We start from the raw sequence: 24,994 nt of genomic DNA, 5'->3' as shown, positions 1-24,994 counted from the left end.
TGTTCTCGTCGTCCCTGCGGCCGCTGCGGCCCGTCCCGGGCGCGGCCTGGATCCCGGCGCCCCGGGCCACCTCCCCCGTCATGCTCACAGACGCATCCTGAGCGATTCTGGTCTTGCCGTGCAACGGAGTTTTCCGGGCCGGACGTGCCCGGAAAACTCCTCGAAAACACCCAGGAAACGGAGATTCCCGGCCCCAATTGCGACGATGTGTACCCTTGTGCGATCGGACGCGAGGGTCTTGGGTGGGACGAGTGACACCGGCCCGCCCCATCAGACCGCGGGCCGGTGACATGGTGGAATCTCAGGAGGATCCCGACATGTCCCATACGCCGAGTGACTGTACGGAGCCCCGTACCGCTGTCACCGAAGCCGAGGTGGAGGCCCTGGTCCGGGGCATCTGCTTCAAGACCGGTCCACCCCGCACCGTCGGGGTCGAAGTGGAATGGCTCGTCCATGAGCTGCGCACACCGCAGCTCCCCGTGACACCCGAACGACTCGAAGCGGCCTACGCCGCACTGCGTACCGTGCCCCTGAGGTCGGCGCTCACCACAGAGCCCGGCGGCCAGCTGGAACTGAGCTCACCGCCCGCCGCCTCCCTGATGGAGTGCATCGGTACCGTCTCCGCCGACCTGACCGCCGTCCGCGCGGTGCTGGCCGAGGACGGCCTGGGCCTCGTCGGCATCGGCCAGGACCCCTGGCACACGCCCCGCCGGTTCCTGCGCGAGCCGCGCTACGACGCCATGGAGACCTGCCTCGACCGCACCGGCCCGGCCGGCCGCGCCATGATGTGCACCTCCGCCTCCGTCCAGGTGTGCCTGGACGCCGGTCACGAGGAGCCCGGGCCGCTCGGTCTCGGGCGGCGCTGGTGGCTGGCGCACCAGCTGGGGGCGGTCCTGGTGGCCGCGTTCGCGAACTCCCCGGCGGCCGGGCACGAGCCCACCGGCTGGCTCTCCAGCCGCCAACTGCTGTGGATGGACATAGGCCCCGGCCGCGCGGGCGCACCCCCGCTCGACGTCGATCCGCGGACCGCCTGGGCCCGGCACGTGCTGGACGCCCCCGTGATGTGCGTACGGCGGGACGGGGGCCCGTGGGACGTGCCCGAGGAGCTGACGTTCCGGGAGTGGACCAGGTCGGGGGCCCCGAGGCCGCCGACCCGGGAAGACCTCGACTACCACGTCAGCACGCTGTTCCCGCCGGTCAGACCGCGCGGCCATCTCGAACTGCGCATGATCGACGCCCAGCCCGGCGACGACGGCTGGATCGTGCCGCTGGCGGTGACGACGGCGCTCTTCGACGACCCGGAGGCCGCCGAGACCGCCTACCGGATCGTGAAGCCGCTGGCCGAGCGGGCCCTGTCGCTGCCCGCGCCGCACAATCCGCTGTGGATCGACGCGGCCCGCCACGGCCTGACCGACCCCGAGCTGCACGAGGCGGCCGTCGCGTGCTTCGAGGCGGCCCTGGAGGCCCTGCCCCGGCTCGGCGCGACCGCAGAGGTCACGGCGGCCGTCACGGCGTACCAGGACCGGTACGTCGTTCCCGGCCGCTGCCCCGCCGAGGACCTGCTCGAACACCTGCGCGGCACGGATCTCCCCCAGTCCCGGCCTCACCCGACCGGAGGGACCTCCACCGCCCACGGGAAGGACATCCGCACATGACCGACCCCGCCCTCGACACCGAACCCGTCGTCGACGAGGCCGTCGATGCCGAAGCGCTCCGCGACCGGGCGCTGACCACCCTGACCACCGCCCGCGACCGTACGACGCTGCTGACCAGCTGCGTGGAGGACCCGGACCTGACCGCACAGCACTCCCCGCTGATGTCGCCGCTGGTGTGGGACCTCGCGCACATCGGCAGCCAGGAGGAGCAGTGGCTGCTGCGGGCCGTCGCCGGGCAGGAGGCGATACGTCCCGAGATCGACAGCCTCTACGACGCCTTCGAGCACCCGCGCTCGGAGCGGCCCTCGCTGCCGCTGCTGGCGCCCGCCGAGGCCCGCTCGTACGCGGCCGACGTGCGCGGCCGGGTGATGGACGTGCTGGAGCGCGCCGCCTTCCACGGAACGCGGCTGACGGAGGCGGGCTTCGCCTTCGGGATGATCGCGCAACACGAACAGCAGCACGACGAGACGATGCTGATCACCCATCAGCTCCGCAGGGGCCCGCAGGCCCTGACCGCCCCGGACCCGGACCCGGTACCGCTGTTCACCGGACCGGCCGAAGTCCTCATTCCAGGCGGCCCGTTCACGATGGGCACCTCCACCGAGCCGTGGGCACTGGACAACGAACGCCCGGCGCACCGGCGCGAGGTGGCGTCGTTCTCCATCGACACGACTCCGGTGACGAACGGCGCGTACCAGGCGTTCATCGAGGACGGCGGCTACGACGACGAGCGCTGGTGGACGGCGGCGGGCTGGGCACACATCCGCCGGAACTCCATCCACGCGCCGCTGTACTGGAGCCGCGACGGCAGGCAGTGGCTGCGGCGCCGCTTCGGCGTGACAGAGGTCGTGCCGCCGGACGAGCCGGTGCTGCACGTGTGCTGGTACGAGGCCGACGCGTACGCCCGCTGGGCCGGGCGCCGGCTGCCCACCGAGGCCGAGTGGGAGAAGGCCGCACGGCACGACCCCGCCGGCGACCGCTCGATGCGTTACCCGTGGGGCGACGCCGACCCGGCCCCCGAGCACGCCAACCTGGGCCAGCGGCACCTGCGCCCGGCGCCGGCCGGCAGCTACCCGGAGGGCGAATCCCCGCTCGGCGTACGGCAGTTGATCGGTGACGTGTGGGAGTGGACGGCCAGCGACTTCCTGCCGTACCCGGGGTTCGAGGCGTTCCCGTACAAGGAGTACTCGGAGGTCTTCTTCGGCCCCGACCACAAGGTGCTGCGCGGCGGTGCGTTCGCCGTGGACGCGGTGGCCTGCCGGGGCACGTTCCGCAACTGGGACTATCCGATCCGGCGGCAGATCTTCTCCGGGTTCCGCACGGCCCGCTCGGAGGCGGTCTGATGTGCCGTCACCTGGCCTATCTGGGCCCCGCGGAGCCACTCGGCCGGATCCTCGTCGAGCCGCCGCACAGTCTGTACCGGCAGTCGTGGGCGCCGAGGCGGCAGCGGTACGGCACGGTCAACGCCGATGGCTTCGGCGTCGGTTGGTACGCCGAGGGGGATCCGGCACCGGCCCGGTACCGGCGGGCCGGGCCCATCTGGGCGGACCAGTCCCTCGCCGACCTGGCCCGGGTGGTCCGCTCGGGGGCCGTGCTGGCCGCCGTACGGGACGCGACCCTGGCGGGCGCGGACGCGGAGGCCGCGGCGGCGCCGTTCGCCGCGGGTTGCTGGCTGTTCAGCCACAACGGCGCGGTCAAGGGCTGGCCGCACTCCCTCGCGCCCCTCACGCAGACCCTGCCCGCCGCCGACCTGCTGTCCCTGGAGGCACGCAACGACTCGGCGCTCGTGTGGGCCCTCGTCCTCGCCCGCCTGCACGGCGGCGACGAGGAGGGCCAGGCGCTGGCCGACACGGTCCTGGAGGTCGCCGCGGCGGCCCCCGACTCCCGGCTCAACCTGCTGCTGACCAACGGGGAGAGCATCACCGCGACGGCCTGGGGCGACACCCTCTGGTATCTCTCGGAGCCCGGCCGCCGCACGGTCGTGGCCTCCGAGCCCTGCGACGACGACCCGCACTGGCGGGAGGTCCCCGACCGCACCCTGCTCGCGGCGAGCCGCACGGACGTGCTGCTCACCCCGCTGAAGGAACCGAGCGACGCCCTGCCACCCGCACCCGCGAAGGAGCCCCGCACGTGAGTCCGTTCCTTCTCACTCGCACCCTGCCGGAGGACGCCACCGAGGCCGCCCTGCGTGCCGACGTCCTCCAGGGTCTGACCCGCACCCCGAAGACCCTGCCGCCGAAGTGGTTCTACGACGCCCACGGCAGCGAGCTGTTCGAGCAGATCACCGAACTGCCCGAGTACTACCCGACCCGCGCCGAACGGGAGATCCTGGTCGCCCGCTCCGGAGAGATCGCCGCGGCGACCGGCGCCCGCACCCCGATCGAGCTGGGCTCCGGATCCTCGGAGATATGGGGGTCGTTCATTCCGTCCGTTGTCCATTCCCCGAGGACCACCTTCAGGTCTCAGCCGCTGGGCAACACCGGACCGAACTCCCAGAGCCCCCACAGTCTGCTGTCGACCGAAGCGAGGCACCAGTGACCGGCATCCGCACCTACGGCTACACCGACACCCTGGACGCCGAGCACTACGCCAGGGCACTGCGCGCCGACATCCGAGACGGCCTGACACACACTCCGAAGTCAACGGCGCCCACCTGGTTCTACGATGCCCGGGGCAGCGAGCTGTTCGAGGAGATCACCCAGCTCAAGGAGTACCCGCTGTGGCGCGCGGAGCTCGGATTGTTTCTGCTCCATGCCCGCGACATCGCTGAGCGGACCAAGGCCCGCAGCCTCGTGGAACTCGGCTCAGGCAGCAGCACGAAGACAAAGTTGATCCTGGAAGCCCTCGACCCGGCAGGCCTCCACTACGTCCCCGTCGACGTCAGCGAGGACGCCCTGCACCAAGCCAGCGCTCAACTCGTCCAGGAGTATCCGCAGCTCGTACTCCATGCTCTTCGCGCGGATTTCACGGCCCCTCTGGTACTACCCGAGCTGCCGACGGGCGCGCCTCGGTTGATCGCCTTCATCGGCAGTACGCTGGGGAACTTCCGTCGGCCCGTCCGTGTTCCCTTCCTGCGAGAAATCCGCAGCATCATGCGCCCCGAGGACTTCCTTCTGATCGGAGCCGACCTGGTCAAGGACACGGAGGAGATGATTGCGGCCTACGACGACAGCGAAGGCGTCACCGCCGCTTTCAACAAGAATCTCCTATACGTCCTCAACCGCGAACTGGACGCCAATTTCAAACCCGACGCCTTCGAGCACCGGGCGGTGTGGAACCGGGACGAACAACACATCGAGATGAGGCTGCGCAGCCTCGCCGATCAGGACGTGACGATCGAGCGACTCGGTCTCACGGTGCACTTCGACCGTGGAGAGGAATGGATCACAGAACGCAGCGCGAAGTTCACCGCGGATGAGCTGCGAGAAGAAATGGCCGCCGCGGGCCTGGAAACCGACCAGCTCTGGGCGGATTCCGACGCAGGCTTCGCCGTCATTCTCGCGACTGCCCACTAGACTCACTCGCGCTGCCATGACACGGCACGGAATGTGGTGTTAGCGCGTTTCGCTGCGGCTTCTGGTACTCCATTCGTGACCTGGAGTACCAGGAGCTACCACCCAGCATGGCACGCATCTGCCTGAACGGATCCGACGGCTTGCACCATCAGATACTTCTACTCACGAGACGTGCGACGGCTCGAGATATCCGTGACCCCGGCCTGACTTTCGACCCGAGTTCTGATCTCCTCGTAGCTCAGGGTCAATTGACGGATGGTTTCGGCGTAGATCGCCACAGTGCGGCGGAGTTGAACGTTTCCCGCCGAAGGTCGGCAATGACACTCTGTGGTGATTTCTTGTGCGCAAGTTCAGCCTCGCCCGGGGCAGAGCCGTCGGTGGGTTTGGCCTGCTGCTTGAACCAGGAAATCAGGTGGCTGAAGTTGCGATAGAAGGTGGCATGGGTGACGCCCAGGTGCCGCTCTACCGCAGCAATGGTGGGACGGTGCCCGGTCTCCCGGGCATCCCGGAGTACTGTCTCAATGACTGCTCGGACCGCGCTTTCGCTCAGCGTCGGGGCTGCCATCGTGGTACTACCTGCTCTTGGTAGTGCAGGGCTTGTTGGCTGCCAGGAACGCTTGCAGTTCGGTACGACGCTGTTCCATGCGGTGTCTCGCAGGCGTTCGTGGGTGTTGAGCCGTTCTACGGTCAGCTGGTACACCACCGTCTCCAGGCTACGGCGCTCTATGTAGCCGCGGAAGGCGTGGGCTGGCAGAACAAACCCGGTACAGGGGCGGACCGCGGTGACGGTGGCCGAGAGTGGTCGCCCGAGTAAGGCGCCCATTTCCCCGAGCACTTCGCCTGGTCCGCGCAGTGTCAGCGTCAGTTCGTCCCCGCACTCATTGATCTGCGTCACCTTCACCAGGCCTTCGACCAGTGCGATGACGGAGTCCGGCGACTCCCCTTCTCGCAGCAGCACGGATCCACGTCGGAACGTTCGCCGGCGCCCGCGTTCCACAAGGTCGCGCCATACGTCGGCGGATACCAGGGAGCAGAAGTTCATCAGCGTCCTGTCTTCCTGGTAGGTCAGCCGACTATGGTCGCGAGAGCGAAGGCGGTGCAGCCTGCAACTGCCAGCGTGAGCGACCACTGCACGCGACGGTGCTTGGTCCAGGCGATCTCGCTCATCACCACCAGTTGCCGGGACAGCGGTGGCAACGGATCTTTGTTCCGGAGGACCTCTTCGAGCGCCGCCGGTTCCAGTGCCGAACATGCCCGAAGTACAGGAAATCGTCGTCACGTTCCGGCCCTCGCCGCTCCTTTCGGAGGTTCGGCGAGACGGCCCAGGCGGCGCAGCTGGCGCCGCCCACCATGAGTAAGACTCCGCACCACAGCAGCAGCCGTGAGGCGCCCGAGTCGAGTTCGCCCGCCGCCCGTTGGGAGCTCGCAAGCAGTCCGAAGACAGCCAAGGCCGTGGATTGCATGGTCAGTGCAAACGAGGCCTTCGAATCAGCCTTGGCTGTCAAATCGGCAACAGCCGCCTGAATCCGCCACGCAGTCTCTGTCGGCTCGACCGCCATCAGCCTTCCCCCTTTTGTCAGGCAGGGCACCCACCTGCCAGCCCGGGCAGAAGCATGGGCAGTGCAGCTCTCCCGAAAACCTCACTTGGGGCTAAGAATGGACACCCCTGGGTACGCAGCAGGAACTACACCACCATGCTCGACCAGTCGGCCCGGAACACCGGCCGCCACCCCAAGCAAGCGCTTGTCGACACCGGATACTGCTCCGAGGCCAAATCTCGACGCCGCGAGGGACCGTCAACTGGTCTGCGGCACCGACACGTTCATGGCAACCGGACGCCTGGCACACGACGAGCAGGTCCCGCCCGCACCGCGCGGACGGATACCAGCGAACGCCACCCTGAAGGAGCGGATGGCCCGCAAGCTGCGGACCAAGCCCGGCAAGGCCGCTTACAGTCGCCGCAAGGCCATCGTCGAACCCGTCTTCGGCCAGATCATGACCTGCCAGAACGGCCGCCAGCTCCTCCTACGCGGCGAAGACGGCGCCCGCGGCGAGTGGCGCCTGCTGGCCGCCTGCCACAACCTCCGCAAGATCTTCCGACACGCCGGAACCGCCGGACTCGCCGCCATGGTCGGCTGATCAGCCGGGCCCCAGCCCCGTCACGGTCCGACCAGGCCGCACACCTCACGGGCAGAACCCCACCCCGGCCTCACAGGCGCCGACCGGACGACCGCGACTGATCCCACCGCTCACGGCCACCCGACCAGTCACCTGTTACTGACCCACGCTCCTAGCGATAACTGTGCCAGCTCTATCGCAAGATTCTCAATAAAAGGAACTCCACTGATGCATATTGCCTGGAAGGCTGTTACGCTCCCTCTTGAGATTACGAGCGTACTTCAATGAGCCAGGAGAGAGATCATGACGACAACACGGCCGGTAGCCCTCGTGACGGGCGCGTCCTCCGGCATCGGAAAGACAACCGCCCTGGCGCTCGTCACGGCGGGCTTCGAGGTGATCGGCACAAGCAGGAAGGCGTCCGGAGTCACCCGCCGCGACGGCGTGACCTTCCTCGGCCTGGATGTGACCAGTAACGATTCGGTCACCGCCGCGGTCGCGGAGGTGATCGACCGCTACGGGCGGATCGACGTCCTGGTCAACAACGCAGGCATCGGCTCTTCGGGCGCCGACGAGGAGAACTCCGTCGCCCAGGCCCAGCGCGTCTTCGACATCAACGTCTTCGGTGTGATGCGCATGACCAAGGCCGTCCTGCCACAGATGCGCGCCCAGGGCTTCGGACGCGTCATCAACGTCTCCTCCATCCTCGGCTTCATCCCCCAGCCCTTCATGGCCGCCTACGCGGCCTCCAAGCACGCGGTAGAGGGGTACTCCGAGTCGCTGGACCACGAGGTCCGCGAGTACGGCGTGCGGGTGCTGCTCGTCCAGCCCGCCGGCACCAACACCGCCTTCGAGGCGAACGCCGTGGCGCCCGACGTGCCGATGGAGTTCTACGCGGAGCGGCGGCGCGTCGCCGACCAGGTGGCGGTGTCGTTCAACGACGACGGGGACTCGCCCGACGTCGTCGCCAAGGCGATCGTCACGGCGGCCACCGACTCCAAGGCGAAGCTGCGGTACGCCGCCGGCCCCAACGCCCGACGCATCAGCACCGCACGTCGGCTCCTGCCCGCCCGGGCCTTCGACCAGCAGATCCGCAAGATCAACAAGCTGGCCGGCTGACACCCGCCGAGCATGCACCAGCAACGAGGCATCCGCCTCGTCAGCGCTCCTCGACCAGCACGACCTCAGACCCCCGACAGCAAGAGAAGGACGTCATGAGCACATATCTGGCAGACAAGGCCGAAACCCTCACGGTGGAGGGGCCCTCCGCGACCTTCACCTACCGGCGCATGGGTCCGCAGGGCGGAGTCCCCTTGGTCCTGCTGCACCGCTTCCGGGCAACCATCGACTGGTGGGACCCGGAGTTCCTGGACTACCTGGCCGCCGACCACGACGTGATCGTCTTCGACAACGTCGGCGTCGGCTACACCACCGGCGAGGCGCGCGACTCCCTCGACGGTTTCGCCGAGGGAGTCATCGAGTTCATCGAGGCCCTCGGGCTCGCCCAGGTCGACCTGCTCGGCTGGTCGCTGGGCGGCTTTGTGGCGCAGCGCGTGGCCCTTCACCGTCCCGAGCTGGTGCGCAAGTTCATCGTGGCGGGCAGCAGCCCGACCGCCTGGGCGCCCGGCGCGCCGCCCATGAGCGAGAGGGTCATGGGCATCATGTCCAAGCCCGACGGCGGCGACACGGAGGACATGCTCTACCTGTTCTACCCGGAGACCGACGCGGCCCGTGCCTCCGGACTCAGCCACCTCGACCACGTCTCCACCCGGCTCGCCGCCGGCGTTCCCGGCATCTCCGCCGCGGCGGCGGGCGGCCAGTTCACCGCGGTCAGCGCACTCCTGGAGACTCCCTTCGAGCAGGTGGCAGCCGAACTGGAGACCATCAAACAGCCCGTTCTGTACGCCAACGGTGTCCACGACGTGATGCTTCCGGCCTTCGCTTCCTTCGCCGCCGTCCAGCACCTCGAGAACGCCACCCTGGTGCTCTACAGCGACGCGGGCCATGCGTTCCTCTTCCAGCACGCCAGGGCCTTCACCAAGCAGGTAGCCGACTTCCTCGCTGCCTGAAGACGCCGCAAACGGGCGTCGACACTCACCAACACGCGCCCCGGCCAGTGGGTGTGTCCCGAAGACGTGACCTCGTGGAGGTACGCACATGCTCAACCTGGCTGTCCTGCTGGAGGACACCGCGCGGGCACGCCCCGACCACACCGCGCTGGTGCTGGGCAAGGAACGGTGGACGTACGGGGAACTCAACGCGGCGGCGAACCGCGTGGCCGCCGCCTTGGTGGCCCGTGGCATCGGGGACGGCGACCGGATCGCACTGAGCTGTCCCAACCTGCCGTACTTCCCGGTGGTCTACTACGGGATCCTCAAGGCGGGCGCCTCCGTCGTTCCGCTCAACACTCTCCTGACCGAGCGGGAAGTGGCCTACCACCTGCGTGACTCCCGGGCGAAGGCGTATTTCTGCTTCGAGGGCGGCGCCGAATTGCCGATGGGCGAACGCGGACGGGCCGCCTTCGAGGCCACACCCGACTGCGAAGCCTTCGTCCTGCTCACCGAGGATCCCGGGGTGACGAGCGGATCGACGGCCGGAGAGACGCTGGCCCAGTTCACCCAGGGCCACTCGGACGAGTGGGCCACGCAGCCGGCGGCGGAGACGGACACGGCGGTGGTGCTGTACACCAGCGGTACCACCGGGCAGCCCAAGGGCGCCGAGCTGACCCACAGCAACCTGGTACACAACGCCCTGCTGTGCGTCCGGCTTTTCGACACCCGGCCGCACGACGTGCAGCTGGTGACCCTGCCGCTGTTCCACAGCTTCGGCCAGAGCGTCCTGATGAACGCCGGCTTTGCCGTGGGCTCGACGCTTGTTCTGCTGCCCCGGTTCACTCCGGCGGACACCCTGGCCCTGATGGAACGGGAGAACATCACCGTCTTCGCAGGCGTGCCCACCATGTACTGGGCTCTGCTCAACCACCCGGATGCGGACCGGCACGACCTCGTGAAGATCGCCGACACTCTGCGGATCGCGGTGTCCGGCGGGTCAGCGCTGCCCGTCGAAGTACTGACCGCGTTCGAGGAGCGTTTCGGCGTCCCGGTCCTGGAGGGCTTCGGCATGTCGGAGACCAGCCCGGTGGCCACCTTCAACCACCTGGACCGGCCTCGCAAGCCCGGCTCGATCGGTCTCCCGGTCTGGGGTGTCCAGGTGCGCGTGGTGCGCGAGGACGGCACCGAGGCCCCGGTCGACGCACCCGGCGAGCTGTGGGTACGCGGACACAACGTCATGAAGGGCTACCTCGGCCGTCCGGAAGCGACCGCCGAGGTACTGGACGCCCAGGGCTGGTTGCGCACCGGCGACATCGGCACCAGGGACGCCGACGGCTACCTCTACATCGTCGACCGCAAGAAGGACATGATCATCCGCGGCGGCTTCAACGTCTACCCGCGAGAGCTGGAAGAGGTGCTGCTCACCCACCCCGCGGTCAGTCTCTCCGCTGTGGTCGGCGTCCCGCATCCCCGTCATGGAGAGGAAGTCAAGGCGTTCGTCATCCTCAAGCCCGGCTCCGAGCTGACGGAGGACGAACTCATCGCCTGGTGCCGCCAGACCATGGCAGCACACAAATATCCGCGCATCATCGAATTCGCGGACACCCTGCCCATGACCGCCACGGGCAAGATCCTCAAGCGCGAGCTGACCCGCGAGGGCGCCCGGCAGTGACACCGGGCGACACGCAACGCGTGCGCCCGCAACGCCTTCAGCACCTCACCCCAGCCTCGGCTGCCGAACGAACACGGCTGCCGCCGCCACCCATACCCCAACCACTACCAAGAGAACGGCAACATCCCATGAGCCAGCCCAGCACTGTCCGCCTCGAGCGGACGACCCCGCAGATCGCCAAGATCACGTTCGCGAACCCGCCTGTGAACCTGGTGGTTCCCGAGACCCTCGTCCGGTTGCACGAGATCGTCACGGGGTTCGAGAAGGACCCCGACCTCCAGGTCGTCGTCTTCACCAGTGAGGTCCCCGACTTCTTCCTCAACCACTTCGACGCCTCCCAGGCCGCCGGAATCCCCGCACCCGAACACGAGGGCGGCAACCCGGTCTGGACCGACATAGTCCTGAGCCTGAGCAAGGCCCCGTACGTCAGCATCGCCTCCATCCGTGGCCGCACCCGCGGCGGCGGCAACGAACTGGCCCTGGCCTGCGACCTGCGCTACGCCAGCCGTGAGAAGGCGTTCTTCTCCCAGCCCGAGGTAGGCATCGGCCTTGTCCCCGGCGGGGGCGGAGCCGAGCGACTGCCCCGTTTGATCGGCCGCGACCGGGCGCTCGAGGCCATCCTCGGCGGTGCCGACTACGACGCCGACCTGGCCGAGCGCTGGGGATGGGTCACCCGCACCCTGCCCGACGCCGAACTCGACGCCTTCGTCGACGCGACGGCCGCCCGCCTCGCCTCCTTCGACCGGCAGGCACTGGCGACCGCGAAGTCCCAGGTCAACCGAGCGACACTGCCGCCGGAAGCCGATCTCGTCGCCTCCTTCGCCGCGTTCGGGAACACCCTGACACAGCCCGGGTTCCTCTCGCGCGCGGCCGGAATCGGCGCAGTAGCCGCCGACAAGGGGCTCGACGTCGAGTACCGGCTCGGCGAGTACATCGGCCTGGTCAACCAGACGCTCTGATCCATGTCTCGTCGGCTGCGACGTCCCGTGCTGTGGCGATCGGCCACGCCGACAGAGGGACGTCGCTGCCGGGGGGCGGCGGTCAGTGCGCCTTCGGTCCGGTGACCGCGGTCGCACGGCCCGGCGTGGCGGCGGCCGCGACGAGTGCGCCGAGCACCGTGCAGAGCCGGGTGATGCCGTCCCGGTCCTCCGCGGCAAGCCAGTCGGCGAAGTCGCTCACCCCGTCGGTATGTCGCGGTGCTCGACGGAGAGGCAGGTGTCGATCAATGCCTGCTGGGCGGCGTCGCATTGACCGGCTCACTGCTCGAGTTCCCCTGGGCCTGCGTCTGTGACACGCGCCCCATCAACCCTCCCCAGTTTGATGCCAGTTGGAATCCAACCTATGCTCGACTTTAGATTATGATCATAATCTAAAGTCGGGTCCGATCGCACGACCCCCACAACCGGGAGCAGACATGGAACTCAAGGACGCCGTCGCAGTGGTAACCGGCGCCAACCGCGGGCTCGGACGCCACCTGGCCGCCCAACTCCTGGAGCGCGGCGCGAAGGTGTACGCGGCGGCGCGCCGCCCGGAGACTGTCGATCTGGAGGGCGTGACCCCGCTCCGTCTGGACGTGACGGACGAGGAGTCGATCCGGGCCGCAGCCCGTATCGCATCCGACGCGACACTGCTGGTGAACAATGCCGGCATCTCCACGGGCACACCTCTGATCGCCGGCGGCCAGGACGCGGTGCGACTGGAGATGGAGACGAACTTCTTCGGCCCGCTCGCCGTGACTCGGGCCTTCGCCCCGGTCATCGGGGACAACGGCGGTGGCGCGATACTGAACGTCCTGTCCGTGCTCTCCTGGCTGCACGTCGCCGACCACGGGTCGTATTCGGCGGCCAAGTCAGCCGCATGGGCGCTGACCAATGCGACCCGGGAGGAGCTGGCGCCTCGCGGCATCACCGTATCGGCGCTGCACGTCGGCTACATGGACACCGACATGGCCGCCGTCATCACCGGCGAGCAGAAGGCCGACCCCGCCGACGTCGCGGCCCAGGCCCTGGCGGGCATCGAGAAGGGTCTGCCCGAAATCCTCGCCGATGAGACCACACGGCACGTCAAGCAGGGCCTGGCCGCAGCACCTGCCTCGGCATGAGGCCGTATCCGGGAAGGTAGCGGGACGAACAGAGCTCCCATCCGGTTTCGGACCAGAACGGAGACGGTGATCGGGGCTTTCGTGGCGGAGTGGTGTGGCGCCAAGGCCTCCCTACGTGGCCGTTTCACATGCCGACGAGAGCCGGCCACCGCTCCGTACCGCTCCTCGGTTTCCCCCCGCCCTTCCCTCCACTTCCGCAAGCCGGCCGGGCCCGCGACACCTGCTCGCGTGCCCGGCGTCACGGCGTAAAGGAGAGAAGCGGCGGAAGACCACCTGCCCACGGCCCTCTCCCGCCGCTTCTGCACGAGGATGCCGAGGACCTTCCCGTCCGGGTCGACGGCCCGCCACAGATACTGCCGCAGCGAATCGGCGTACCGCTGCCCGAACTTCACACACCAGCGGCGGCCGGTCTCGTAGGAGACGATCACGCCGTGCTCAAGCATCGGCTCAACCCGGAGATCGTCCCACCCGCTCGGCCAACGTGACAGCGCCTGTCCCGGTCGTCCTGACGGATGGCTGGCGGTCGCGTCACGCGGCCACTCGCCCCGATCGTCCCGGTCGGCGCCCGTCAGTGTCGTGGTGGATCGGTGTGTGTGAGTCGCTCAAGGGCAGGCCTGTTCCGCCGTGGCGGGCGGCGACGATCTCAGCCGCGATGGACAGGGCCGTCTCCTCGGGTGTGCGGGCGCCGAGGTCGAGGCCGATCGGTGAGTGCAGGCGCGTCAGTTCGGCTTCGGTGAGGCCCGTTTCGCGGAGTCTGCGGTCGCGGTCTTCGTGGGTGCGGCGTGAGCCCATCGCGCCGATGTAGGCGGCCGGCAGCCGCAGTGCCGTCTCCAGGAGGGGTACGTCGAACTTGGCGTCGTGGGTGAGGACGCACACCACCGTGCGGTCGTCGGTCCGGGCGCGGTGCAGGTAGCGGTGCGGCCAGTCGACCACGATGTCGTCGGCCTCGGGAAAGCGTGACCGGGTGGCGAAGACGGGCCGGGCATCGCACACCGTGACGTGGTAACCGAGGAACTTGCCCACGCGCACCAGCGCCGCGGCGAAGTCGATGGCACCGAAGACGAGCATGCGCGGCGGCGGCACGATCGACTCGACGAGCAGGGTCAGGTCCGGTTCGCAGTGGGATCCGTCCTGCGCGATGTCGAAGGTGCCGGTGCGGCCGGCGTTCAGCAGCGAGCGGGTTTCGTCGACGACGGCGCTGTCCAGGTCGGGATGTCCGCCGACTTCACCTTCGTAGGATCCGTCGTGACGGACCGCCAGCGCCCGCCCGAGGAGCCAAGCCGGGCCACGGACCACGCGGGCGAGTGCCACCGCCTCGCCCCGGGCGGCAGCCGTCAGCGCCGTCTGGAATGTCTTCCTGTCCGGTCCGCCGGCGGTTATGGGGGTGACCAGGATGTCGAGGACGCCGCCGCAGGTCAGGCCCACGGCGAAGGCGTCCTCGTCGCTGTACCCGAACCGCTCGCGCACCGCCACGCCGTCGGCGAGCGCCTGGGCGCACAGGTCGTAGACCGCGCCTTCGACACAGCCGCCGGAGACCGAGCCGATGGCCGTGCCGTCGGCGTCGACGGCGAGCGCGGCGCCCGGCCCGCGCGGTGCGCTGCCGCTGACGGCCACGACCGTGGCCACGGCGAAGTCCCGGCCTTCCTCGAGCCACCGGCTCAGCTCGTCCGCGATGTCCAGCATGGGAGTTTCTTTCTTGTCGTCGTACGCAGATCGGGCCGTCGTCGTGCGTGTGGCACCCGAAAGGCCCTGCACGACGACGACCCGTGACCGCCGTCGTCTCAGAGCAGCTTGTCCAGCGTGATCGGCAGGTCCCGGATCCGCTTGCCGGTCGCGTGATAGACGGCGTTCGCGATCGCGGCCGCCACGCCGGTCATGCCGACCTCGCCCAGCCCGATGATGCCCAGGGGCATCGTCTTGTCCGGTTCGTCGAGCCAGTCGACGTCGATCGGGGGGATGTCGGCGTGCACCGGCACGTAGTAGGAGTCGAGCCCGGCGCTCATGGTGCGCCCGTTGCGGGGGTCGATCAGGCTCTGCTCCGACATCGCCATGCCGATGCCCATGACCACAGCCCCGCGCAGCTGGCTGGCCGCGGTCTTGGGGTTGATGATCCGGCCGACGTCGAACATGCCGAGCCAGCGCGAGATCCGCAGTTCGCCGGTGTCGGCGTTCACCCGCACCTCACAGAACTGCGCGCCACGGGCGGCCTTGGACCAGCGCTGGTCCTTCAGGAAGTTGGACAGCAAGCGGCCCTGACCGCCCAGCGCACCCAACCGTGTGTCCGATCCGACCGAGGCCTCGATGAACGGGCGCCCCGCCGCGCGCAGGGCGGACGCTGGTTCCTGACCGGTCGTGCCCGTACGCCGGGCCAGGGCACTCACCTTCCGGGTCAGCTCGGCGCACGCGGCGAGGAGGCTGGTGGCCACCGTCGCCGTCTGGTTCGAGTTGCCGGCCATCGGTCCGGACGGCAGGGCCGAATCGCCGTACTCGACCCGGACCTTCTCGTACGCGATGCCGAGCGCGTCCGCGGCGATCTGTGCCTGTACGGTCGCGGCACCCATGCCCATCTCGTGGAAACCGCACTGCACGAGCGCGCTGCCGTCGTCGCTCAGCCGTACCTTGACGTCGGCGACCAGGCGCAGGGTCGGGTGGTAGGCCGTGGCCGTGCCCATGCCGACGAGCCACTCGCCGTCCCGCATGGAGCGGGGTTCGGGGTTGCGGTCCGCCCAGCCGAAGCGTTCGGCGCCCCTCTCGAAGGCTTCACGCTGCATCCGCTGGGAGAACTTCTTGCCATCCGTCGGATCCGTTGCGGGCTCGTTGCGCAGCCGCAGGTCGATCGGGTCCATGGACAGCTCGTAGGCGAGTTCGTCCAGCGCCGATTCCAGTACGAAGCTGCCGATCGCCTCGCCAGGGGCGCGCAGCCAGGTGTTGGGCACCAGATCCATCGGGACGAGGTTCTGCCGGGTCAGCATGTTCTCGGCACCGTAGAGGTGCCGGGCCGGCGAGGTGGTCGCCTCGAGCAGGCCCCCGACCGAGCCCGTGCGGGTGATGCTGTCCTGGATCAGCGAGGTGAGCCGGCCGTCACGGGTCGCACCGAGTGCGATCCGGTTGGTCGAGGCGGTGCGCCCACCGGTGGCGCGGCTGACGGCCGTGCGGCTCAGCGCCAGGCGCACGGGCCGTCCGACAGCCTTGGCCGCCATCGCCGCGATGACCGTGCCGGGCCAGACGGCGAACTTCCCGCCGAAGCCGCCTCCCAGGAACTCGGCACGGACACGGACGTGGGACGCCGGCACACCGAACCGCCAGGCCAGGTAGTGGCCGGTCTGGTTGATGGACTGGGTGGTGTCGTGCACGGTGAGGTGGTCACCGTCCCAGACGGCGATCGTCGCGTGCGGTTCGATCGCGTTGTGCTGCAGGCCGGGCGTGGTGTAGCGCAGGTCGACCGACACCTCCGCAGCGGCCAGCGCCGTCTCCGCGTCGCCCTTCTTCTTCAGGCCGGCGAAGGAGAAGGGGTCGCCCTTCGCCGGGGTGGCGTTCTTCTGCTCGGCGGCGAAGTCCACCCGCGCGGGCAGCCGGTCGTAGGTCGCTTCGACGAGCGACGCGGCTTCGTTCGCCGCGGCCGAGGTCTCCGCGACCACGACGGCGATCGGCTGGCCGTCCCAGACGACCTGATCGGTGTTGAGGTAGTCGACGTCGGTTCCCGAGACGTCGGGTCCCAGGTTCCGCACGATGTTGAGTTTGCGAGGTGGTTTGATCCTTGGCGCGTTGAGGTGGGTGAGGACCGCCACGACGCCGGGCACCGCGGCCGCCGCGGCCGTGTCGATGCCGGTGATCGTGCCACGGGCGACGGTGGCATGGACCAGTGTCGCGTACGTGAGGTTCGGGTAGTGGTGCTCGGCGGAGAACCGCACCGCCCCGGTCACCTTCGCGTGGCCGTCCCGGCGGTCCACCGGCCGGCCGACCGCGCCCCCGACGGGTACGGAGGTGTCCGCGCCGGGCTCGGAGCCTGTCCTGGTGCGTGTGGTCACGATGCGCTCCGCTCGGCGTTGAGTTTCCGCAGCACGGCCACGACCGTCCGCTGGGCCAGGTCAATCTTGAAGGCGTTGTCGGGCAGGGGCAGAGCGGGGGCGAGTTCGGCGGCGGCGGCGTGGGCGAAGCTCTCGTCGGTGGCTTCGGCGCCGAGCAGGTGCTGTTCCGCGATGTGTGCCCGCCACGGCTTGGTCGCGACGCCGCCGAGTGCGAGGCGGACGTCGGTGACCACGCCGTCCTCGACGGCCAGCGCGGCGGCGACGGAGACGAGGGCGAACGCGTAGGACGCGCGGTCGCGGACCTTGCGGTACCGCGAGTGGGTCGCGACCGGCACCGCAGGCAGTTCGACGGCCGTGATCAGCTCGTCGGCGGCCAGCACCGTCTCGATGTGCGGCGTGTCGCCGGGCAGCCGGTGGAACTCGCCGACCGGGATACGCCGCACGCCGCGTACGCTCTCCACCTCGACGACCGCGTCGAGCATCACCAGCGCCACCGCCATGTCCGAGGGATGCGTCGCGACGCAGTGCTCGCTCGCCCCCAGCACCGCACTGCCGCGGGAGAACCCGCCGATCGCGTCACAACCGCTGCCGGGCACACGCTTGTTGCACGCCGACGCCTCGTCGTAGAAGTACATGCAACGGGTGCGCTGCAGCAGGTTGCCTCCTACCGTCGCCATGTTCCGCAACTGGGCGGACGCCCCCAGCAGGACCGCCTGCGCCAGCACCGGATAGCGGGTCCGGATGAGGGGGTCCGCCGCGAGCCGGCTGTTGGTCACCAGGGCGCCGACGCGGAGGCTGCCGTCGGCAAGTTCCTCGATCCCGGTCATCGGCAGGCGGGTGATGTCCACGACCGTCGCCGGCTCTTCGATGCCCTCCCGCATGAGGTCGACGAGGTTCGTCCCGCCCGCGAGGAACTTCACGCCTTCGCTGCCGGTGATCGCATGCAGCGCCGTGGCCGTGTCCGGTGCACTGAGGTAGGAGAACGACTTCACTTCGCGACCTCCTTGATCGCCGAGACGATGCCGTTGTAGGCGCCGCAGCGGCACAGGTTGCCGCTCATCCGCTCCCGGATCTCCGCCTCGTCCAGCTCCCCGCCCGTGTCGGCGAGGTGCTCGGTCGCCGCGCTGGGCGCACCCTCCTTGTGCTCGGCGAGCATGCCGATCGCCGAACAGATCTGGCCCGGCGTGCAGTAGCCGCACTGGAATCCGTCCGTGCGGACGAACGCCTCCTGGAGCGGGTGGTCGACCCCTTCGATGGTCGTGATCTCGCGGCCCTGGTACTGCACCGCCAGTGCGAGGCAGGCGTTGATCCGCCGACCGTCGGCCAGCACCGTGCAGGCGCCGCATGCGCCCTGGTCACAGCCCTTCTTGGTGCCCGTCAGGCCCAGGTACTCGCGCAGCGCGTCCAGCAGGCTCACCTGTGGTGAGACGTCCAGCCGTTGGGCGGATCCATTGATCCGCAGCTCGATCTCCACCGTGTCATTCCTCCGGTTCGCCCGTGGGCTCGTTCTCATGGGGGGCCACCAGGCACATAGGCCGGGACAAGAGGGACTCCGCTCCGCGGACTGCGACGCCGCCGACCGGGGAACCGAATCACGAGAGTACGTCCATAATGTAAAACAAGAACGTAGCACTTTGACCAGCTACCGCATCTCCGAAGTCTCGATTTTACATTCCCATGCAACAGCACTGATGCAAATCATCGTAAATCCGCAGGCCAGGCGTATGGTCTTCGGTGCATCACGAATCAACAACGGGAGTGAAGAAGCATGGGTCGACCCCTGCGGGCCGATGCCGCGCGCAGTGTGCGCGCGATTCTGGAGGCGGCCGAGCACGTGCTCGCCGAAGACCCCGGCGCCTCCATGGAGCAGATCGCCGAGCAGGCGGGCGTGGCCAGAACAACCGTGCACCGGCGGTTCGCCAACCGCCAGGCCCTCATCGAAGCACTCGCCGCCTCGGCGAAGCAGCAGCTCATGGAGTCCATAGAGGACGCCCACCTGGACACCGCCCCACCGCTCGTGGCACTGCACCGCGCCACGGCGAACGCACTGCGGATCAAGAGCGTCTGGCGGTTCACCCTCGGTCACCCTCTCGCCGACACACCCCTCACCGCAGTGATCTGGTCCGAGATCAACGCCGGCACCCTGGAATTCCTCGCCCGGGCCCAGCGCGAAGGGCTCCTCGCCCCGGAAGCGGACCTCATGTGGGCCCGGCGGGTCTACTACGCCCTCGTCGACGAGGCTCTGCACGGAGGCGGCGCGGATCTCGACCCGGACCAGGTCCGGCAGAACGCCGACGCACTGGCCACGCTCGTCGTCGACACGTTCCTGCGCGGCATGGGACCCCACGGCTGAACAGCCGGGCCTGCGGCCCCGTCCCGTCTTGCCCTCCGCCGCCAGCCGTACCATCGTGGACAGTGCCCGGGCACAAGGGCAGAAGGGCCGGGTGCGCCATGCCTCGCACCGACGGGCCGCCCGGCCGACGCGCACAGCAGCCGGACAAGGCCCACGCCGTCGAGTCCGTGACCAAAAGGTTCTACGACTGCGCGGTCATCGAGTTGCCGACCCGGTGCCAGACCACCGCCACCTGCTGATTCGCCGCAACCGTGCCACCGCTGAACTCGCCCACCACCGCTGCCGCTGGACGACTCGATGAGCACGCAGTCCGCGGGGCGCCCTCCTGGAGTCGCTGGTCACCTTGGCGATACTCGCCCATGCCTTCCCGACCGTGGTCCGTGTCGACGAACAGCGCGCCGACCTGTTTCCGACGGCCGGGTCCCGCTGTCCTGCAACGAAATCCAGCGCCGGTTCATCACCCTCGTCGCCCTCGGCCCGGCAGACCGCAGCCCCTCGGTGCCGGCGTCGTGCCAGGTCCGGCGCCAGCGCTGCACCGAGCGAACACTCACCCGTAAGTCCTTGGCCACCTCGGCGTTGGAGGCACCGGCAGCAAATCGCTCCGCGGCCTCCAGCCGGATCCGCTCGCGAAACGCCTGCCGTTCAGGCGTCAGCCCACCACCCTGCGGATATCTCACACAACCGGCATACCGCGACGATCATGCATCGTCAGCCCCCAACGACACCACGCCGAAAAAGGTCAGTAACCACCAGGGCAGTGCAAGCAGACCACCAACACCGCCAAGCGGACGACTCCGGGACTCACCGCCGAGGACTTCAGCACTTCGCGCTGCCAGCCTCCGCTTCCAGGCAGCTCAGTGAAGTCGGGCGAGGACGTCTGGATTTGCGCAGTGTGCGAGTGGCTGGCCTTGCAGGAATCTTTCTACTTCCGAGGCCACGATGGAGGCGGCGTTGAAGGCGGTCTGCTTGCTGGCGCCGGCCAAATGGGGCGTCATGACGATGTTGGGGGTCGTCAGCAGGCGTGAGTTGGCGGGGATCGGCTCGCGGGGGAAGACGTCGAAGGCCGCGCCGAAGAGCTTTCCGGCGTCCAGGGCGTCGCACACGGCGTCGTAGTCGACGAGAGACCCGCGGGCACAGTTGACCAGCACGCCGCCGGCCGGCATCAGGTCGATCATCTGCCGGGAGATCAAGCCCTCGGTTTCCGGAGTCGCGCGAGCGTGGACGGTGACGAACGTGGAGCGCCGCATGAGGTCTGCCAGGTCGGTGACCTCGGCCGGTGACACGTCGTCCGGACGGACAAAGGGGTCGGCGACGAGCACGTGGGCGCCGAAGCCGCGCAGGATGCGGGCGACCCGGGAGCCGATGGCGCCATATCCCACGATGCCGACGGTGCTGCCCTCGAGCTCCGGCCCGACCTTGTCGAACATGTAGTAGTCACCTCGCCAGGTGCCTGCGGCGAGGTCCGCGTGGGTGGCGGGGACGCGTCGGGCCGCGGCCATCATGAGGGCGACCGTGTGCTCGGCGGTGGCGGTGGCGTTGCGCCCGGGGGCGAAGGAGACCGCGACGCCGTGCCGGGTGGCTGCTTCGAGGTTGGCGTTGACGGGGCCGCCGCGGCTGACGCAGAACAGGCGCAGATCGGGGCAGGCTTCCAGGATCCGTTCGGTGAGCGGAGCCATCTGGGTGACGCAGATGTCGACTCCGCTGAGGGCCTCGATGAGCTGCTCCTCGGTGCCCGATGCCTCCCGTACCTCGGCCACTTCCCCGAAGGGCTCGACCGGCCAGGGCAGGGTGAGTTCGCGGAAGGTCGCGGTGGGTACGGCCGGTTGGAGCCTGTCGATGAGCAGGGAGTTGAGGACGAAGTGGTCACCGGCGGCGAGGATGGTGGTCACTTGAGTGCTCCTGGGGTCACGGGGCGGTTCAGTGTCAGCAGCGAGGGCACGCCGTCGTCGAGCACGACTTCGTTCAGGGCGCAGTTGGCCAGGAACGGGAAGATCCGGCGGTACTCGCGCAGAGGCAGGCCGAGCAGACGGCAGAGCACGAGCCGGATCGCGGTGGAGTGGCCCACGACGAGGACGCGGCCTTCGCGGTGATCGGCCTGGAGGTCGGTGAGGAACTCCAGATAGCGGTCGCCGGCGGCCAGGGGGTTCTCTCCCTTGGGGAAGTGGTTCGTCACCGGGTCGGTCTTGAAGGCTGCGAGGTGGTCGGGAAACCGCTGTTGCATCTCCGCGCGGGTGAGGCCCTCGGCGATTCCGAAGTCGAGTTCGCGCAGCCGTTCGTCCACGCTCACTGGCAGCCCGGTGCTCACCGCGCTGTCGCGTGCGGTTTCTTGCGCTCGCGTGAGTGGGGAGGCGAAGATCGCGGTCAGGTCCGCCTGTTCCGCCCAGTCCGCGAGCGCGCGTGATTGTGCGTGGCCGCGCTCGGTGAGTGCGATGTCGGTGCTGCCGGCATACCGGTTCTCGGCGTGCCACAGGGTCTCCCCGTGTCGGACGAAGATGACATGGAGGCTCAATGTGCCGTCCTTTCTCGTGCGTGGGTCGCGACGACGCCGGGGAGCCAGCCGCGTTGGACAAGCAGATCGAGCAGTCGGAAGTAACCCTCGTCGTGCGGGTTTTTCTCTGAACGGCGTGGTTCGAGGGTCCGGTCGAGTCGCACCATCGCGGCGGCGACGCTGTCCAGAGCGTCACGGCTCGATGCGGCCAGCACCGCCATGCCGAGCGCGGGTTGTGCGTTGCGCGGAAGGCTCACCGGGCGTTGCAGGACGTCGGCGCGCAACTGGTTCCACAAGGGGTTGCGGGTGGCTCCGCCGGTGAGGACGATCGCTCCGTCGGTCGGGGCGCCGAGCAGGTCCAGGTAGTCGAAGCAGAGCCGTTCGACGTAGGCGGCGCCCTGCAGCAGTGCGGCAAAGGACTCGGCCCGGGTGGCCGGCTCGCGGCTGCCGAACGCGCGGGCGTCCGCGGCGACGAAGGGGAACCGTTCGCCTGGGGAGACCAGCGGGTAGCGCAACAGGTCGGTGGGCAGCAGTGCCGCGGCCTCGCGGGTGAGCATGTCCAGGTCGGCGTCCGCGAATTCTCGTGCGACCAGGCCGGCTCCCACACTGGAGGCCCCGCCGGGCAGCCAGTTGCCGGAGGGCGACCGGTGGGAGTAGACGACTCCGTGCGGATCATGGACGAGGTCTTTGGTGACGCCCTTGAGTACCAGGGTGGTGCCCATGACCGAGTTCCAGCTTCCTACCTCGGTCGCGCCGGAGCCCAGTTGTGCCGCGCAGCCGTCGGTCATCCCGGCGACGACGGCGGTGCCTTCGCTGAGCCCGGTCTCGGCAGCGGCCGCGGCGCAGATTTGACCGATGACCGTGCCGGGCAGCACCAGGTCGGGCAGCATCGCGCGGGGGATCTCCAAGGCGTCGAGAACGGGCTCGGGCCAGGTCACCTGTGCGGCGTCGGCGCCGGTCTTGAGCGCGTTGCTGGTGTCGGTGGGTACCTCGTGCCCGACGAGCCTGCGGTTGACGACGTCGTTCTGGTGCGCCAGTCGCCAGCCGTTCTCAGCGGCGTGGGGATAGTGGTCGAGCAGCCATCGGAGCTTGGGCAGTGCCCAGGATCGCTGCATCCGCTGGTAGCCGGCCTTGGCCCACTGCTGCTCCCCGGCGGCGTTGACCTGTTCCGTCTCCGCGGCGGCGCGCCCGTCGTCGTACATCAGGGCTGGTGTCACACAGAGGCCACGGCGGTCCAGCATGGTGATGGTGCCGGAGGTCGCGTCGACGGCCACCCCCTGGACCCGGCGCAGGTCGGCACCCGCCGCGCGTGCCCGGTCGATCGCCGTGAGGACGGCGCGCCACCACTGCTCGGGGTGCTGCTCATGGCGATCGTCCTCACGGCGGCTGGTCAGCGGGCACGAGCCCTCGCCCAGCACAGTGCCGTCGGACGCGACGACGACCACGCGTACACCCTGAGTCCCCAGGTCGATGCCCAGCCACGCATCGCTTCCGATGGCGGTCATGCGCCGACTCCATCGGTCGGGGTCGGGAGTGTCTGCCCGCGGTCGCGTGTCCACAGCGGCTGGTTCAGCTCCCGCAGCTGCAGGAAGTCGGTGTACCGGTCGCTGAACTTGTCGAATGCCTTCGGATCGGGCTGGTATGTGGCGGCGACCTCCACATACCGGGCGGCGGCGGTCGGGAAGTCCGGCTCGCGGCCGGTGGCGACCAGACCGGTCAGCCAGGCGCCGCGGGCCCCGACTTCCGCGGAGGCGGGAATGGTCACGGGAAGGCCGGTCACATCGGCGATCATCCGCATCCAGAAGTCGCTTCTGGTGCCGCCGCCGCAGAGCGCCAGTCTGTCCGGGGAACCCGGGGCCGCGGCCAGGCAGTCGCGGATGGTCATCGTGACTCCCTCCACCAGCGCACGGGCCATGTCTTCGCGGCCGGCTTCCAGGGACAGGCCGGACAGGGAACCGCGCGCCGCGGTGTCGAAGAACGGGGCCCGCTCTCCGGCAGGGGAGAGGTAGGGGATGAACCGCACCCCGGCTGTATCGCGTCTGCCCTGTGCTGCCAGAGCCATCAGATCGGTGACCGAGGTCAGTCCGAGCAACCCTGCGCCCCAGTCCAGGACATCGCCGCCGCTCATGGTGGGGAAGGCGCGAAGATAGCGACCGGGCACCCCGAGCGTCACGGTGATGCCCACCGGCTCGTCGGTGACCACCGTGTCGGTGATGACCTCGGTGGCCAAGGTGGTGCCGAGGATGCAGCACGCCTGACCGGCGCTCACCGCGCCGGCGCCGATGGCGGTCGCGCAGATGTCGTACGGAGCCATCACCACCGGGATACCTGCGGGCAGGCCGGTCTCCACGGCTGCCGAGGTGCTGATCGTGGTGACCCGGTGGTCGTCGTCGCGCAGCTCGGGCAGGAGTCGCCGAGCCCACTGAAGGCCGTAGAGCTCGAACAGCCGGTCGGACCAGTCGCGCCGCCTGATGTCCATGAACGGCGCCGATGCGTCCGACTCGTCGACGGCGGCCTCCCCCGTCAGCTTCAGGTGAAGCCAGCCACCGCAGGTCAGCAGGTGGCTCGATCGGGCCACCCGGTCGGGGTCGTTCTCGCGCAGCCAGGCCAGCACGGCGTGGGGCATCCCGGTAGACATTCGCGACCCGCTGATCCGGAACGCCTCCCGCGCCACCCCGTCGCGCTCCCATGCGGTGATCTGGGCGGTGGCCCGTCCGTCGTTCCACAGTGCGGCGGGCCCGGTGGGACGTCCCTGACCGTCGACCAGCCAGGCGCCGTCGCCCTGTGCGGTGACGGCGACCATGTCGGGTGCGTCGGGAAGCGCGGCGACGACCTCCCGGACGGCGGCGGCAACCGCGGCCCAGACCTCGGACATGTCCTGCTCGGCCCACCCGGGCCGGGGTCGCGTCACCTGGGTCGGCCGCCGGCTGACCGCCAGCTCCTTCCCGTCGTCGGCGTATCCGACCACCTTGATGGTGGTGGTGCCCGCGTCGATGGCGATCGCAGTCACCTG

Annotated in this window: 22 protein-coding genes and 3 pseudogenes; 13 read left to right on the top strand and 12 right to left on the bottom strand. The window is 69.2% G+C overall.

The features are described 5' to 3' along the window. Positions 1–317: 317 nt before the first annotated feature. The 5 genes and pseudogenes from egtA to egtD all read left to right on the top strand — a co-directional run bounded on the left by egtA (position 318) and on the right by egtD (position 5,170). Positions 318–1,655, top strand: coding sequence for an ergothioneine biosynthesis glutamate--cysteine ligase EgtA (egtA, locus tag ACFWWR_RS02795; RefSeq protein WP_383861730.1), 1,338 nt, complete (start codon positions 318–320; stop codon positions 1,653–1,655). Continuing rightward, on the top strand, positions 1,652–2,998 hold the full coding sequence (gene egtB, locus ACFWWR_RS02790; protein ID WP_384301574.1) for an ergothioneine biosynthesis protein EgtB: 1,347 nt from the start codon (positions 1,652–1,654) through the stop codon (positions 2,996–2,998). Before egtA ends, egtB begins: the two co-directional genes overlap by 4 nt. Then, positions 2,998–3,789, top strand: coding sequence for an ergothioneine biosynthesis protein EgtC (gene egtC, locus ACFWWR_RS02785; RefSeq protein WP_383861724.1), 792 nt, complete (start codon positions 2,998–3,000; stop codon positions 3,787–3,789). The genes egtB and egtC overlap by 1 nt, the downstream gene beginning before the upstream one ends. Further along, positions 3,786–4,061, top strand: a pseudogene (locus ACFWWR_RS02780) (L-histidine N(alpha)-methyltransferase); the annotation flags it as partial. The gene egtC and the pseudogene ACFWWR_RS02780, both read left to right, overlap by 4 nt. Positions 4,062–4,198: 137 nt before the next feature. Beyond that, on the top strand, positions 4,199–5,170 hold the full coding sequence (egtD, locus tag ACFWWR_RS02775) for an L-histidine N(alpha)-methyltransferase (protein WP_383861745.1): 972 nt from the start codon (positions 4,199–4,201) through the stop codon (positions 5,168–5,170). A gap of 244 nt (positions 5,171–5,414) precedes the next feature. On the opposite strand, the gene ACFWWR_RS02770 is transcribed toward egtD, so the two are convergent. Further along, positions 5,415–6,212, bottom strand: coding sequence for a Crp/Fnr family transcriptional regulator (locus tag ACFWWR_RS02770; RefSeq protein ID WP_384301572.1), 798 nt, complete (start codon positions 6,210–6,212; stop codon positions 5,415–5,417). A 23-nt stretch (positions 6,213–6,235) separates the two neighbouring features. Then, positions 6,236–6,522 (bottom strand): annotated as a pseudogene (locus tag ACFWWR_RS02765) (Pycsar system effector family protein). A gap of 330 nt (positions 6,523–6,852) precedes the next feature. On the opposite strand from ACFWWR_RS02765, the pseudogene ACFWWR_RS02760 reads away from it, so the two are divergent. The 5 genes and pseudogenes from ACFWWR_RS02760 to ACFWWR_RS02740 form a co-directional block, all read left to right on the top strand. After that, positions 6,853–7,309: pseudogene (locus ACFWWR_RS02760) on the top strand (transposase); the annotation flags it as partial. Between the two features lie 282 nt (positions 7,310–7,591). Next, complete coding sequence (locus ACFWWR_RS02755; protein ID WP_383861719.1) at positions 7,592–8,407, top strand: oxidoreductase; 816 nt, start codon at positions 7,592–7,594, stop codon at positions 8,405–8,407. A gap of 95 nt (positions 8,408–8,502) precedes the next feature. Beyond that, positions 8,503–9,357 (top strand): alpha/beta fold hydrolase, encoded by an 855-nt coding sequence (locus ACFWWR_RS02750; RefSeq protein WP_383861716.1) that lies wholly within the window; start codon positions 8,503–8,505, stop codon positions 9,355–9,357. Positions 9,358–9,445: 88 nt separating this feature from the next. Further along, the gene (locus tag ACFWWR_RS02745; RefSeq protein WP_383861713.1) at positions 9,446–11,011 is read left to right on the top strand and encodes a long-chain fatty acid--CoA ligase; all 1,566 of its coding nucleotides are present in this window, start codon (positions 9,446–9,448) and stop codon (positions 11,009–11,011) included. A gap of 128 nt (positions 11,012–11,139) precedes the next feature. Then, complete coding sequence (locus ACFWWR_RS02740; RefSeq protein WP_383861710.1) at positions 11,140–11,970, top strand: enoyl-CoA hydratase/isomerase family protein; 831 nt, start codon at positions 11,140–11,142, stop codon at positions 11,968–11,970. An 82-nt stretch (positions 11,971–12,052) separates the two neighbouring features. Here ACFWWR_RS02740 and ACFWWR_RS02735 read toward each other — a convergent pair whose 3' ends face one another. After that, entirely contained in the window at positions 12,053–12,190 is a 138-nt protein-coding gene (locus tag ACFWWR_RS02735) for a hypothetical protein (protein WP_383861706.1), read from the bottom strand. 235 nt (positions 12,191–12,425) lie between these two features. Between ACFWWR_RS02735 and ACFWWR_RS02730 the strand changes: the two genes are divergently transcribed. Beyond that, positions 12,426–13,112 (top strand): SDR family oxidoreductase, encoded by a 687-nt coding sequence (locus ACFWWR_RS02730; protein ID WP_266451060.1) that lies wholly within the window; start codon positions 12,426–12,428, stop codon positions 13,110–13,112. Positions 13,113–13,640: 528 nt separating this feature from the next. Here ACFWWR_RS02730 and ACFWWR_RS02725 read toward each other — a convergent pair. From ACFWWR_RS02725 to ACFWWR_RS02710, 4 genes are all read right to left on the bottom strand, one after another. Further along, a complete protein-coding gene (locus ACFWWR_RS02725) occupies positions 13,641–14,795 on the bottom strand; it encodes an XdhC family protein (protein ID WP_384301570.1) in 1,155 nt (384 codons plus the stop codon). Positions 14,796–14,893: 98 nt separating this feature from the next. Next, entirely contained in the window at positions 14,894–17,140 is a 2,247-nt protein-coding gene (locus ACFWWR_RS02720) for a xanthine dehydrogenase family protein molybdopterin-binding subunit (protein ID WP_384301568.1), read from the bottom strand. Next, positions 17,137–18,132, bottom strand: coding sequence for an FAD binding domain-containing protein (locus ACFWWR_RS02715; protein ID WP_384301566.1), 996 nt, complete (start codon positions 18,130–18,132; stop codon positions 17,137–17,139). The genes ACFWWR_RS02720 and ACFWWR_RS02715 overlap by 4 nt, the downstream gene beginning before the upstream one ends. After that, on the bottom strand, positions 18,129–18,653 hold the full coding sequence (locus tag ACFWWR_RS02710) for a 2Fe-2S iron-sulfur cluster-binding protein (RefSeq protein WP_266451056.1): 525 nt from the start codon (positions 18,651–18,653) through the stop codon (positions 18,129–18,131). The genes ACFWWR_RS02715 and ACFWWR_RS02710 overlap by 4 nt, the downstream gene beginning before the upstream one ends. Before the next feature lie 255 nt (positions 18,654–18,908). Between ACFWWR_RS02710 and ACFWWR_RS02705 the strand changes: the two genes are divergently transcribed. Together ACFWWR_RS02705 and ACFWWR_RS02700 are read left to right on the top strand one after the other, a co-directional pair. Further along, a complete protein-coding gene (locus tag ACFWWR_RS02705) occupies positions 18,909–19,493 on the top strand; it encodes a TetR/AcrR family transcriptional regulator (protein ID WP_383861693.1) in 585 nt (194 codons plus the stop codon). 98 nt (positions 19,494–19,591) lie between these two features. Further along, entirely contained in the window at positions 19,592–19,732 is a 141-nt protein-coding gene (locus tag ACFWWR_RS02700) for a hypothetical protein (protein WP_383861690.1), read from the top strand. A 99-nt stretch (positions 19,733–19,831) separates the two neighbouring features. Here ACFWWR_RS02700 and ACFWWR_RS02695 read toward each other — a convergent pair whose 3' ends face one another. The 5 genes from ACFWWR_RS02695 to ACFWWR_RS02675 form a co-directional block, all read right to left on the bottom strand. Continuing rightward, entirely contained in the window at positions 19,832–20,170 is a 339-nt protein-coding gene (locus tag ACFWWR_RS02695) for a helix-turn-helix domain-containing protein (protein WP_383861687.1), read from the bottom strand. A 177-nt stretch (positions 20,171–20,347) separates the two neighbouring features. Beyond that, on the bottom strand, positions 20,348–21,382 hold the full coding sequence (locus ACFWWR_RS02690) for a 2-hydroxyacid dehydrogenase (RefSeq protein WP_383861684.1): 1,035 nt from the start codon (positions 21,380–21,382) through the stop codon (positions 20,348–20,350). Then, complete coding sequence (locus ACFWWR_RS02685; RefSeq protein ID WP_383861681.1) at positions 21,379–22,002, bottom strand: histidine phosphatase family protein; 624 nt, start codon at positions 22,000–22,002, stop codon at positions 21,379–21,381. Before ACFWWR_RS02685 ends, ACFWWR_RS02690 begins: the two co-directional genes overlap by 4 nt. Then, positions 21,999–23,486 (bottom strand): FGGY-family carbohydrate kinase, encoded by a 1,488-nt coding sequence (locus ACFWWR_RS02680; protein WP_384301564.1) that lies wholly within the window; start codon positions 23,484–23,486, stop codon positions 21,999–22,001. The genes ACFWWR_RS02685 and ACFWWR_RS02680 overlap by 4 nt, the downstream gene beginning before the upstream one ends. Then, a complete protein-coding gene (locus ACFWWR_RS02675) occupies positions 23,483–24,991 on the bottom strand; it encodes an FGGY family carbohydrate kinase (protein ID WP_384301562.1) in 1,509 nt (502 codons plus the stop codon). The genes ACFWWR_RS02680 and ACFWWR_RS02675 overlap by 4 nt, the downstream gene beginning before the upstream one ends. Between the last annotated feature and the right edge of the window lie 3 nt (positions 24,992–24,994).

Origin of the sequence: Streptomyces sp. NPDC058678, from assembly GCF_042714835.1 — a bacterium.
Lineage (GTDB): Bacteria > Actinomycetota > Actinomycetes > Streptomycetales > Streptomycetaceae > Streptomyces.
The sequence above is the reverse complement of the archived record's forward strand: the minus strand, read 5'-3'. Positions and strand labels throughout refer to the sequence as shown.

Bases quoted from the DNA above. Each gene is read 5' to 3' on its own strand.
- egtA (WP_383861730.1), top strand. From the start codon at position 318: ATGTCCCATACGCCGAGTGACTGTACGGAGCCCCGTACCGCTGTCACC.
- egtB (WP_384301574.1), top strand. From the start codon at position 1,652: ATGACCGACCCCGCCCTCGACACCGAACCCGTCGTCGACGAGGCCGTC.
- egtC (WP_383861724.1), top strand. From the start codon at position 2,998: ATGTGCCGTCACCTGGCCTATCTGGGCCCCGCGGAGCCACTCGGCCGG.
- ACFWWR_RS02770 (WP_384301572.1), bottom strand. From the start codon at position 6,212: ATGAACTTCTGCTCCCTGGTATCCGCCGACGTATGGCGCGACCTTGTG.
- ACFWWR_RS02755 (WP_383861719.1), top strand. From the start codon at position 7,592: ATGACGACAACACGGCCGGTAGCCCTCGTGACGGGCGCGTCCTCCGGC.
- ACFWWR_RS02750 (WP_383861716.1), top strand. From the start codon at position 8,503: ATGAGCACATATCTGGCAGACAAGGCCGAAACCCTCACGGTGGAGGGG.
- ACFWWR_RS02745 (WP_383861713.1), top strand. From the start codon at position 9,446: ATGCTCAACCTGGCTGTCCTGCTGGAGGACACCGCGCGGGCACGCCCC.
- ACFWWR_RS02740 (WP_383861710.1), top strand. From the start codon at position 11,140: ATGAGCCAGCCCAGCACTGTCCGCCTCGAGCGGACGACCCCGCAGATC.
- ACFWWR_RS02730 (WP_266451060.1), top strand. From the start codon at position 12,426: ATGGAACTCAAGGACGCCGTCGCAGTGGTAACCGGCGCCAACCGCGGG.
- ACFWWR_RS02725 (WP_384301570.1), bottom strand. From the start codon at position 14,795: ATGCTGGACATCGCGGACGAGCTGAGCCGGTGGCTCGAGGAAGGCCGG.
- ACFWWR_RS02710 (WP_266451056.1), bottom strand. From the start codon at position 18,653: ATGAGAACGAGCCCACGGGCGAACCGGAGGAATGACACGGTGGAGATC.
- ACFWWR_RS02705 (WP_383861693.1), top strand. From the start codon at position 18,909: ATGGGTCGACCCCTGCGGGCCGATGCCGCGCGCAGTGTGCGCGCGATT.
- ACFWWR_RS02700 (WP_383861690.1), top strand. From the start codon at position 19,592: ATGCCTCGCACCGACGGGCCGCCCGGCCGACGCGCACAGCAGCCGGAC.
- ACFWWR_RS02680 (WP_384301564.1), bottom strand. From the start codon at position 23,486: ATGACCGCCATCGGAAGCGATGCGTGGCTGGGCATCGACCTGGGGACT.